Raw genomic sequence first — 11,377 nt, 5'->3', positions numbered from 1 at the left:
GCCGCCTGCCGCTCGGAGGCACGCGCCGCCACGACCACCGGCCGCTCGGAGGCACGCGCCGCCACGACCACCGACCGAAGCGACCATCGATCGAAACGACCACCGACCGAAAGGCGCTTTTCGTGCGGCCGCGACCCACGAGCATGCTCACGGTCGCGCTCGCCGGGAAGCCGAACGCCGGCAAGTCCACCTTCTACACCGCCGCGACGATGGCCGACGTCGACGTCGCGAACTACCCGTTCACGACCATCGACGCCAATCGCGGGGTGACCGCCGTCCGCACGGAGTGTCCCTGCCTCGACCGGGAGGAGCGCTGCGGGAACGACCGCTGTCACGACGGGACGCGGTACGTCCCGGTCGAGCTCCTCGACGTGGCCGGACTCGTCCCGGGTGCACACGAGGGGAAGGGGCTCGGCAACCGGTTCCTCGACGAGTTGACGAACGCGGACGTCGTGTTGAACGTCGTCGACGCCTCCGGCGGCACGAACCGCGAGGGCGAACCCGTCGAGGTCGGCACCCACGACCCGGTCGAGGAGGTCGACTTCATCGAAGAGGAGATGGACCTCTGGCTCGCCGGCGTGATCGCCGACAACTGGGAGGGCGTCGAGCGTAAGTCGCGCGCGCCGGCGTTCGACCTCGACGAGGCGCTCACCGGGATGCTGACCGGCGTGGGCGCGACGGAGGCCGACGTGGCGGCGGTGCTCCGCGGCCTCGAGTACCCCGCCGACCCGAAGCAGTGGGACGACGCGGACCGCGAGGCGCTGGCCCGCGAGATCCGGCGACGGACGAAACCCATGGTCGTCGTCGCGAACAAGGCGGACGTCGCGCCGCCGGAGAACCTCGACCGGCTCCGCGAGGCGACCGACAAGCCGGTCGTTCCGGCGACCGCCGACGGCGAGCTCGCGCTCCGACGGGCTGTCGAGGCCGGCGTGGTGCGTTACGACCCCGGCGACCCCGACTTCGAGGTCGTCGGCGACGTCTCGGCCGACCAGCGCGCCGGCCTCGACGCGATCCGGGAGGTGATCGAACGGTTCGACGGGACGGGGGTTCAAGCCGCGTTGAACGCCGCGGTCTACGACCTCCTCGATCGGATCACGGTGTACCCGGTCCAGGATGCCGGCAAGTGGACGGACGGGACGGGCAACGTCCTCCCGGACGCGTTCCTCCTGCCCGCGGGGGCCACCCCGCCGGACCTCGCGTACGCGGTCCACACCGACATCGGCGAGGGGTACCTCCACGCGGTCGACGCCCGGTCGAGCAGGCGGATCGGCGAGGACCACGTCCTCTCGGAGGGGGACGTGGTGAAGGTCGTGTCGACGGCGGGACCCTGACGCCCTGAGGCAAAAAAGCGAGTGACTCCCCGGTCTACTCCGCGGAGATGACGTCGTCGATCCGGAGCAGCATCGTCGCCGCCTCGGTCGCTGAGTCGACCGCCTCGCGTTTCACCGCAGCGGGGTCGACGATCCCGTCCTCGAGCGGGTCGCCGACGCGAGCGGTCCGGCCGTCGGTGATGACGCCGGCCCGGCCGTCGCGGTCGTGGGTCGCCCGCAGGTCGACGAGCGTGTCGATCGGGTCTGAACCGGCGTTCTCCGCGAGCGTGCGCGGGAGGGCGTCGACGGCGTCCGCGAACGCCTCGATCGCGAGCTGTTTGCGTCCCTCGACCGAGGCCGCCGCCCCGCGGAGGTGCGCGGCGATCGCGATCTCAGTCGCGCCTGCGCCGGGGACGATCCCGCCGTTACGGGCGGCGACGACCGTATCGACCGCATCGTTCACGGCGCGTTCGAGTTCGTCGACGACGTGTTCCGTCGAGCCGCGCACGAGCAGGGTCACCGCCCGGGAGGCGTCGCCGCCACGCACGAAGACGAGGTCGTCGTCGTCGCCGTCGGGCTCGACCGCGATCGATTCGGCGTGGCCGAGGTCGCTCGCCTCGAGGTCCTCGAGGGTGCCGAGCCGCTTCGCACCCGTCACGCGGGCGACGTCGTCGGCGTCGGCGGAACCCACGCTCTCGAACGCGAGGATCCCGGCGTCGGCGAGGTAGCCGGCCACCCGGTCGTCGATCTTCTTCCGACAGAAGAGCACGTCGACGCCCGCAGCGGAGAGGGTCTCGGCGTACCCGCGAAGCTCGGCGTCCTCCGCCTCGAGGGCCGCGTTGAGGCCGTCGACGGAGGTGATCGAGTACTCCGCGTCGACGTCGCCCTGCCGGACCTCGAGTTTCGTTTCGAGGACCGCCACGGACGCGTCTTCGACGTCGTCGGGCATACCCTCGTGTGCCGGCTCCTCCTCGACGACGACCCCGTCGACGAGCTCGGTCGCGGAGGAGGCGGCGCCGGTTCGCGGACGGACGTGGATCGCGTCGCGGTCGACGCCGTCGTCGCCGGTCGTCCGGTCGACCGCGTCGACGACGAGCGCCGCGAGGTCGCGGGCGGCGACGTCGCCGGTCCCCTTCCCCGTCATCGACGACTCCGCGACCGACGCGAGGAGGTCCTCGACGTCGCCGGTTCCGGCGTCGGCGTCGATAAGTTGTCCGTCGATCGCCTCGCCGGCGAGCCTGGCGGCCTCGGCGTAGCCCTCGACGATCACCGTCGGGTGGAGGTCGTCCTCGAGGAGGTCCTCGGCCCGCGAGAGCAGTTCGCCGAGCAGGACGGCCGCCGTGGTAGTCCCGTCGCCGACGGACTCCTCCTGGGACTCCGCGACCTCGACGATCATCTGGGCGGCGGGGTGGTCTATGTCCATCTCGTCGAGGATCGTCGCGCCGTCGTTCGTAATGACGACCGACCCCGTCGAGTCGACGAGCATCTTGTCCATGCCGCGGGGGCCGAGCGTCGTGCGGACGGCCTCGGCGACCGCCTTCCCGGCGGCGACGTTCGACTCCTGGGCTGCGCGGCCGCGTGTTCGTTCGCTGTCCTCGGAGAGTACGTAGAGCGGTTGATAGGTACGGGACGACATACGAACGCTGGTTGGTCAGCGGTTCTATATATACGTATCGCTCCGGTTCGAACGGGATCGAACGAAGGCGTCGACACGGGAGGGGGACCCATCAGAGTCGCCGTCGGACCGACAGGCACATGCTGTACGCGTGGGATGCCCACGCGAATGCTCGGGTTGGAACACGACTTCCGGATCGTCGACACCCACGCCTCGTTGGACCCTGACGAGGCCTCCGTCGCTGTACACGGCCGGGACATCACGCCCGAGCGACTCGAACGCGAGATGTACCAGGCGGGGATCGTCCGGGCGGTCGTGAGCCCCGGTCGCCGCGCGGCCGGCCGGAGCTACCTCCGTGCCAACAACGCGGTCGCTCGCCTCTCCGTCGACCGCCCGTTCGTCGCGTTCGCCCGGCTCAACGGTCCACGGGATCCAGGGGACGGCCCCCTCTCAGCCGTCCGGAACCTCCGAGCCGACCGCGAGGACCACCACGCCCGCCCCGACGACGTCGAGCAGTACTCCTACGACGACCGCTTCCACGGGTTCACGCTCGTCCCGCCACACGACGGGCTCCCGAACGCGGACGTGTTGGAGCGGTTGGAGACGGCCGGGCTCCCCGTCATCGTTCACGGGGGAGAGCAGTTCCCACCCGACGCGGTCGAACGCGAGTTGCTCGCGTACGACTTCCCGGTCGTGCTCGCCAGCTTCGGCGGCTACCCGCTCGACACGGAGCTGATGAACCGGACGCTCGACCTGCTCGAGGAGCACGACCACCTCTACGTCGACACGAGCGCCGTACGCTACCGCGAGATCCTCGAACGCGGGGTGTTGGAACATCCCGACCGCGTGGTGTTCGGCTCCGGCGCACCCCACGTCCACCCGAACGTCGGCGTGATGGAGGTGTTAACCCTCGACGTCTCCGAGGATCTCATGCGCCGCGTCTTCGCGAAGAACCCGGTCAGGCTCGTCCCGGCGCTCGCCGAGGGTGCGGACGTCTGAAGCCGGCGACACCCGAAGCGACGGCCACTTGTCGTGCCGTCGTCGACCTCACGAGCATGAGCGACGCCGGGAACGAACGTCACGTCGAGACCGTCCGCGCGCGCGGCCACGAGAACGTCACCGCCGAGCACGCGAGCACCTTCGAGTTCACGACCGACGACTGGCTCACGCCCGCGGGCGACTGTATCATCGGGGTCGACGCCGACCGGACGCCGCGGGACTTCTCGGAGGCGTTCCGTGAGGCGTGTCAGGACGCAGAGGCGACGATCACGGCGACGATCACGGTCGAGGGGAACGGCGAGGACGGAGAGACTCACACCGAGACGGTCGTCGGTCGTGGCGATCCGGGGCTCGCGCTCGTCGACGACCGGTCGATGGTCGGACGGACGAGCGAGTACACCGACGACGGGCGGACGGTCCTGGTCGACGCCGACGCGGCCGCTGTCGACCTCGACCGCGACCTCGTGGCCGCGCTCGTCGAGGGGAAGGAAGTGGAACTGCGGCTGGAGGTTCGGAGATAGGACGTCGAGCGGAAGGCCCACGTTCACCAGCCGGCCGGGAACGGGTGATCGGCGTTCGGGAGCGAAACGGGATGTACCGGGGGAACGTCGCTATTCTTCCAAGCGCCGTACCAGAGCGGCAGCGGTGAGCAGGAAGACTAATGCGAGGAGGGCCGTGTCCACGCCGAACCCGGGAACGGAACCGCTGGACGGTTCTTCGACCGGTGGATCGGGGGATTCGGATGTCCCATCCTCTTCGGTCGAGTCATCGTCGGAGTTTCCTCCTCCCTCGGACGTTCCCTCTTCGGATGATTCGTCGGGTGTCTCATCGGCGCCGGACGTCTCGTCTCCTTCGGGTTCCTCTCGATCCGGAGACCCACTGGAATCCTCCTCCGCAGACGATCCATCATCAGACGTTTCTTCTCTTTCTTCGGACGTACCGACGTCTCCGGTGGTATCGGGATCGGCCGTCTCGTTGGTAGTAATGAGGAACATTGAGAACCCGGGTGTTTCCGCTTGGACGATCAGGTTGCCGTCTTCGGAGAAGGTCGAAGTATTGAGCGTCTCGTGGTGATCCTGCTCCGCGTTACTCGACGCGTGGAGGACGACGAGGTCGTCGATATCGACATCGGAACGGTTCAGTTCATCGCCCGGCACGACGAGTTCGAGCGTCGCAGGTGTATCGGTCAGATCGTCAGGTACCTCGACTGCGATCCCACCCAAGAACGGCCGATCCTCGTCGGGTGTGAGCACGCTAGAGGGCGCCTCGTCGAGCTCGTCAACCTCCATGGTTCCGGTTATACCCGATTCTTCGAAGGTGATCTCGTTCACGCTCTCTTCAGAGATGCTGACCGTCGTTCCGGGGTCGCTCGGGACCTCGTCTTCGATCGATATCTCGTCGGTCGGTTGACTGGGAGCTGTGCCACCTCCGCCGCCACCGCTTGGGCTAGATCCACCACTACTGTCCCCCCCTGTCTGGGACGAACTCTCCGCCTCGTTCACGGAGATCGTCTCCGAAGCCGTGTCATCGGATACGTCGATCTCGATCGGTACGGTCTCGCCGATGTCATCCTCGGTAGCAACGTACGACAGCCGTAGCTCACGGTCCTCATTGCCAGCAAGAGTCACCTCGGAGCGATTAACCGTGGTGTTGTCTACGTGTAATTCGACGGTCTCATTCGTAGACACCTCACCCGTGTTCTCGACGGTCACTCTCGTCTCGATCCGCTCTCCGACTACGACCGGTGAATCGCCCGAGAGAAGATCGAGTCGGAGATTCGCGTCCTCAAGCACTTCTATCGTCCCAGAAGCCGTGTCATCGGATACGGCGAGCTCGATCGGTACAGTCTCGCCGATGTCATCCTCGGTAGCAACGTATGACAGCCGGACTTCATGTTCCTCATTGCCCGCAAGGGAGACCTCGGAGCGATTAACCGCGGTGTTGTCTACGAGTAATTCGACGGTCTCATTCGTAGATACCTCACCCGTGTTCTCGACGGTCACTTCCGCCTCGATCCGGTCTCCGACCGCCACCGGTGAATCGGCGGAAACGAGGTCGAGCCGAAGGTTCGCGTCCTCAAGTATTTCGAGGGTCTCCGCTGTCTCCATGTCGGGACTCCGCATTCCAACGGAGACGTCATCGCCGACGTCCGTCTCCGTTGTGGGATACGAGAGGCATATCTGTTTGGTTTCAGTTGCGTTTAGCCCGACGGTCGTCGTGTTAACGACGCTCCCGGCAACGAGCAGTTCGATGCTCCGATCGTCGGCGATGTCACCGGTGTTCTCAATGGTCGCATTGACGCTGATCGGTTCTCCGGCGGTGACGGATTCCGGAGTTCCGTCGAGGCCGACCTCGAAAGTAGCGTCCTCGATGACGGTGATGGTGACCGTCTCGGAGATCACTCCACCGTCGTCGGTGAACGCCTGTAGACGACCTTTGTAGGTTCCAGGTGGGGCGTCATCCGGGGCTGACACGGCTACGTCGATATCAGCGCTCTCGCTACGATCGAGTTCGAGTGACTGCTGATCGAGATCGATATCCGAAGAGGAGAGCGTCTCGTTCCCATCAGTGCGCGTCAGCTCGGACAGACCGACCGTGACCGTCCGTGCGGAGTCGACGCCCTCGGCATCGCGTGTCAGTTCGACCGAAACCGAGTCGGTGGTTCCCTGTACGATGTCGGTGGTCGTCGTTTGGTTAACCGAGAGGGACGCGTCCTCGTCGACGTCCCAAGAGAGCGTCGCCTGACGGGAGACGTCAGTTGCCGTGGCGTTGATATCGGCGGTGTACGTACCGTTCTCATCGACGGGTACCGAGGCGACGTATTCTCCGGGGGAACGTTCGGTAAACTCGACCGTTCGGTCGGTTCCATCGGGATCGACGACCGCCGCCTCGACGGTCGCGTTCTCGACTGCTCCATCGGGTCCAATGAGCGTCGCGGTGAGGTCGGTTTCATCGCCTACGTAGTACGTGTCCGCAGCCGTCGAGATGTCCATCGTCGTCTGGGTAGAACCGGTTACCTGTGCCTCGTAGTCGATCTCCGACTGATCGTCCGGGTTCGCTATCTCGTAGCTCCACTCGCCCGGGTCGGGGTCGTCGATCTGGAAGCTTATCGTGTCGCCGACGACGGAACGCTCGACGTCGGGATCGTTCGTCGGATCGACCTCGTTGCCGTCGGGGTCGTAGAGGGTAACGTCCGGAACGTCGCTGGCAGTGTTAACGGCCAGTGCGGAACTCGCACCGCTGGCGAAGACCCGCGTCTGCCGTGATTCGAAGCCCGAGAGGTCGACGCCGTCCAACTGGACGTTGAGACTCGTTTGGGAGACGCTCTCGTCCACGCGGAACCGGTGTTCGACCGTGTCGATGACGGTTCCGGCTTCCTCGTACAGGACGCTGTCGCCCGACACGTCGGTCCCGATGTCCTGGAAGACCTCTTGGAGCGTCGATTCTGCCTGGTCGGTCTGACCCGATTCCGCGGCGAACTCGTAGGTCCCGCAGTCCGACGCGTTGGCGACGTCTTTAAGAAATGCTTCGTCAGCCCCGGAAGTGAATCCGATAGTATACAGACAGACCTCGTTCTCGTTATATTCGGGGACAATATCGTTTAGGATAGTTCTCTGTGAACTCGTCTGTCCATCGCTCAAGTGTATTCCCGCCTTCTTGGTACCTTCGGGGGCATCTTCGATTTCCGTCAATCCACGGCTCATCGCGGTACTGCTGTCAGTTCCCCCAAACGCACTGATGCCGTTGATGCTGTCGACGACTTCCGATCTGTTTTCTTCGGACAGTCGAGTGAGTTCCTGATCGACCCGAGCGCCGCTGGAGTAGCTGACAACTGAGACGTAGTCGTCCTCACCGCCTTGTTCGACGAACGCTCTCCCGGCAGTCTTGGCCTCTCCGATGATACCCCGCATGCTCCCGGAGCGGTCGATCTGTAACGAGGCAGCGACCTGCGTCGATTCTCCCTCGGAGTAGCTAATCGCGTCTACCCGACTGTCGTTATCGGTAAGTTCGATCGAGAACCGCTGATCGACGAACTCGATGTCGAGATCGTACTCACCCGGATCGGAAACCCCGTCCTGTTCTGACGGTGGAAGGAACCGCAGCGTGTACTCGCCCGGTGGACCGTTTCGACTCACGAGAACGGTCGTTTCGACCGGCTCGCCACCGACCTCGATATCGAACATCTGTCCGCTGACATCCGCCGGATACGGTTCGCCATTGGCGTCGATCTCGACATCGATCTCGACCGGCTCCGGTGATTCGATGCCACCAGCCTGACCGTTAACGACGTCTGAGATGGAGACGTTGACGTCTTGGCCTCTCGCTTCCTCCTCCACGAGTTGGAACACGTAGACGAACTCCCGTTGTTGATCGACACGGTCGGTTTCGTTGACTCCCGGACCAAATGCCCAGATCTGTTCGCCGTCCGCGGACGCGACCGACTTGGCGTACGCAACCTCCCCTTGTTGTTCAGCGGGCAGTTCGAGCAGGAGACTCCGCTGCTCGCCCGAGGACCAGTCGGTCGTCGAGGCTTCAATGAGTGGATACTCTAGTTCCGTCTCGTTTTGACCGTACTCGGACCCGACAGTTTCGTTGGGTGCGAACAGAACGTCGTCCGTATCGTCGACTCCCTCGAAGTCGGAGTCGACCAACTGGATACCCGTGGTATTGTTCAGTCCGGGAAGCGAGACCGCAAGAGACTGCCACTCCGCTGTTCCACCCTCGTTCGTTGCCGTCGCATTCACGACGACACTGTCCTCAGTTGCTCTCTCTACGGAGACGTTCTCGACGGTTGGTTCCGGCGGTACCACTACTGATTCGTTGCTAAGCACATCGTCGAACGTGTCGTCTCGTGTCTCGTCGTCGCCAACGGAGACGAAGGTATTGTATGTTCCAGCGCGCATCTCATCAGCGAGCGTTCCATTGACTGAGAGTGTTGTAGATTCGCCCGAATCGAGTGTCACGTTCTCGCCGACAGGATCAATATCGGTCCGGACCCCATTCGACCCGACGAGACCGTACCCGACAAAGAATGTCCGATCGTCATCACCGACGTTCTCGACGTCGACTTCGAATTCGAAGCCATCCCCCGGCAAGTATACGCCGCTAGGTTCGGAGACCAGTTCAACGTTAGCTGTCGGATCACGATCGATATCGACGTTCCTGAGAGTTGCGCTGTTTAGCGTCTCTTCCTGATTCTCTAGGGTATCAGAATCATAGAGAGACAGAGTGAGATCGAGATTCCACTCTCCGGAGTCGATCTCTTCCGGTAGTGCTAACTCGTAGTTTTGTCGTGAAGTTCCGTCAGTCGTTCCAATGAACACCGGATACTCTTTTGTCACCGCGCTCCCGCCGTCTTGAGGCGTAGCGGTCAAATTGATCACGTAGTCGTCAGGCTTCATTCCATCATCAGCATTAGCTAACAGCACACCAATATGTGGGTCTTCGTCCTCCGGGTTTACGAATGATGGCGTCGGGAGTAAAGCCGGATCTCCTTTCCCGTCCCTATCCACGATCGTCGCGTTTCGTTGTTCATGATCCTCATAGAGCTTCTTGTCAAAGTATTTTGATGTATTATTCCATTTTAGTGACTGTTGCATCGAAATACTCCCGCGAGTAACTCCACCGGAATATCTGTATACATCTCCCTCATATTGACCCCATGGTTGATTTTCGAGAACGGCCAGTTCGTAATTACTCTGATCAAGTGTCCTACCTGTGGTAGTAAAATCATAATATCCAAACCGTTCGGCGGTTGGATACGGATCAGTTGGTTCAGTTCCAGCGTTTGGAAGATAATCGGGCATATACTGGCTTTGCGGACGGTACCGGAGTTGGTCGGGTCTGTCTTCGCTTCCGAGGCTTACATTTGAAGATCCAGCGTAAGGTCCGTAGTAATTCGAGTGAGCACCTTCTGCGATCCAGAATGTTGGTTGACCATCTGTTTTGTTAACCTGACTCCAGGGTCTGACTTCCCCACCGAAGTGCTGTTGTGCTCCGACCCACTGCGGTTTTCCATTATCATCAAGCAAAACAAAAACGGGCTCCTGATCGCCTGTGTGCTTGGTCAATCCTGGGATCGTTCCTGCGTCGCTTGGCTTGGGATCGTGGACGTATACCATCCAGTAGCCGATTGCGGTATACGTTTCACCTTTGTATGAAACGTCTTCATGAATGCTCGTATATACCGTTTCAGGATACAACTCGTCAACGACCTCCTCTTGATAATCTGCGTGTTGGCCATTACCAGACGTACGTGGTAGCAGGCGGTTATTTTCATCAGTTGTCGTCCGCATATTCCCGCCAGATTTTCCAGGTGCCCAGTTAGCACCAATATCAACGAAAGAAGCATCTATGTTTTCTCCAGGGGGTACTAATAATTCTGAATTCTGGACGTACGCCTCATACCTCGTCGGATAGAAGTTCTCATCGGGATGGAAATTCAGAACGGGTGAGAACTCCTGAGCCAGTTCGTGTCGACTCGAGAAGTTTCCGGGGAGATCGCTATCGTCCGTGGTGACGGTGATCGTTTTGTTGTACTCGTCGGTTCCATTGACGACCACGGAGATCTCGTACTCACCAGTCTCGTTCGGACGGAAGCTATTGACACGCGCCGCATGCGGTGGGCCGTCACCTGTCGTCGATTCGACCTCGGCCGTATCGTTATAGAGGAGGTGTTCGTTCAGAACCTGCCCGTCTTCGTCCACGACTTCCCACTCGTACGTGTCTCCGGTATGGGTAGCGAGGAACCCGATCGCCACGGTCTCGCCGACGTATATCTCCTCATCCTCGTCACGCGGGAGGATCAGTTCGTCCCCCTGATCGCTTTGTGTAGCGGTTATACCGGCTGTGGACTCGTTCGTCCCGTTCTCCGTCTCCGTCGTGCCGTTTTCGTCGTCGGTGGAGTTTTCAGTACTCGTGACCTCACTATTCAGGTCGCTTTCAGTCGTCTCCGGAGCGTTCGCCGCGGCGGCTCCACCGATTACCGCTGGTCCTCCGACCATCGATACGACCATCATCACGGCGAAGAGGACCGCGCTGACCCGCTCGCGTGTAGACGTCATCTCGCCCCTCCCAAACGCGTGATCGCGAGATCTGAACGTGACGGTACGGTCGATCCATCGGCCGTTTTCATGAACGACGCGGTTCCGTGACTGTGCGCTCGACGACGACCGTAGCGCCGCCGCCTCAATCTAGTGTAATACTGTCGCCTCATTGGTCTGGTATAATTGTTTCTAGCGAAGCATGAGTGACTCATCGAAGAGATGATGCTTCTCGATATATCGGAAACCGATCGAAAGGGCAAAATCTCCCATCGACTCGCGCCCACGAACGCCACAAATAGCTCATCGACAAAAATGGGTGTTGACCCGTCATCCAGTGCCTTCCCGTTCGTTTGGCTCTGGTGAATCGATGTAAGGCGGCGGGATAGGCCGTCAAATCAAAGGAAGTG

5 protein-coding genes are annotated in these 11,377 nt (G+C 62.2%); 3 read left to right on the top strand and 2 right to left on the bottom strand.

Going from position 1 to position 11,377, the window contains the following annotated elements; genetic code table 11:
• Window positions 1–143 precede the first annotated feature (143 nt).
• Complete coding sequence (locus DQW50_RS17225; protein WP_112080488.1) at window positions 144–1,331, top strand: redox-regulated ATPase YchF; 1,188 nt, start codon at window positions 144–146, stop codon at window positions 1,329–1,331.
• A gap of 34 nt (window positions 1,332–1,365) precedes the next feature.
• Here the strand turns inward: DQW50_RS17225 and thsA are convergent, their stop codons facing one another.
• Window positions 1,366–2,946, bottom strand: a complete 1,581-nt coding sequence (gene thsA / locus DQW50_RS17220; protein WP_112080487.1) for a thermosome subunit alpha — start codon at window positions 2,944–2,946, stop codon at window positions 1,366–1,368.
• A 147-nt stretch (window positions 2,947–3,093) separates the two neighbouring features.
• On the opposite strand from thsA, the gene DQW50_RS17215 reads away from it, so the two are divergent.
• Both DQW50_RS17215 and DQW50_RS17210 read left to right on the top strand, forming a co-directional pair.
• Window positions 3,094–3,924 carry an amidohydrolase family protein gene (locus tag DQW50_RS17215; protein WP_112080486.1) on the top strand — a complete coding sequence of 277 codons (831 nt, stop codon included), beginning with the start codon at window positions 3,094–3,096 and terminating at the stop codon, window positions 3,922–3,924.
• A gap of 56 nt (window positions 3,925–3,980) precedes the next feature.
• The gene (locus DQW50_RS17210; protein WP_112080485.1) at window positions 3,981–4,445 is read left to right on the top strand and encodes a DUF371 domain-containing protein; all 465 of its coding nucleotides are present in this window, start codon (window positions 3,981–3,983) and stop codon (window positions 4,443–4,445) included.
• Window positions 4,446–4,535: 90 nt separating this feature from the next.
• On the opposite strand, the gene DQW50_RS17205 is transcribed toward DQW50_RS17210, so the two are convergent.
• Window positions 4,536–10,988 carry a VWA domain-containing protein gene (locus DQW50_RS17205; RefSeq protein WP_112080484.1) on the bottom strand — a complete coding sequence of 2,151 codons (6,453 nt, stop codon included), beginning with the start codon at window positions 10,986–10,988 and terminating at the stop codon, window positions 4,536–4,538.
• Window positions 10,989–11,377: the final 389 nt, after the last annotated feature.

It is taken from the genome of Halorubrum sp. 48-1-W (assembly GCF_003287355.1).
Taxonomy (GTDB): domain Archaea; phylum Halobacteriota; class Halobacteria; order Halobacteriales; family Haloferacaceae; genus Halorubrum.
The sequence above is the reverse complement of the archived record's forward strand: the minus strand, read 5'-3'. Positions and strand labels throughout refer to the sequence as shown.

What these genes read in the sequence shown, in the direction of transcription:
- DQW50_RS17225 (WP_112080488.1), top strand. Translation starts at nt 144, where the DNA reads ATGCTCACGGTCGCGCTCGCCGGGAAGCCGAACGCCGGCAAGTCCACC.
- thsA (WP_112080487.1), bottom strand. Translation starts at nt 2,946, where the DNA reads ATGTCGTCCCGTACCTATCAACCGCTCTACGTACTCTCCGAGGACAGC.
- DQW50_RS17205 (WP_112080484.1), bottom strand. Translation starts at nt 10,988, where the DNA reads ATGACGTCTACACGCGAGCGGGTCAGCGCGGTCCTCTTCGCCGTGATG.
- DQW50_RS17210 (WP_112080485.1), top strand. Translation starts at nt 3,981, where the DNA reads ATGAGCGACGCCGGGAACGAACGTCACGTCGAGACCGTCCGCGCGCGC.
- DQW50_RS17215 (WP_112080486.1), top strand. Translation starts at nt 3,094, where the DNA reads ATGCTCGGGTTGGAACACGACTTCCGGATCGTCGACACCCACGCCTCG.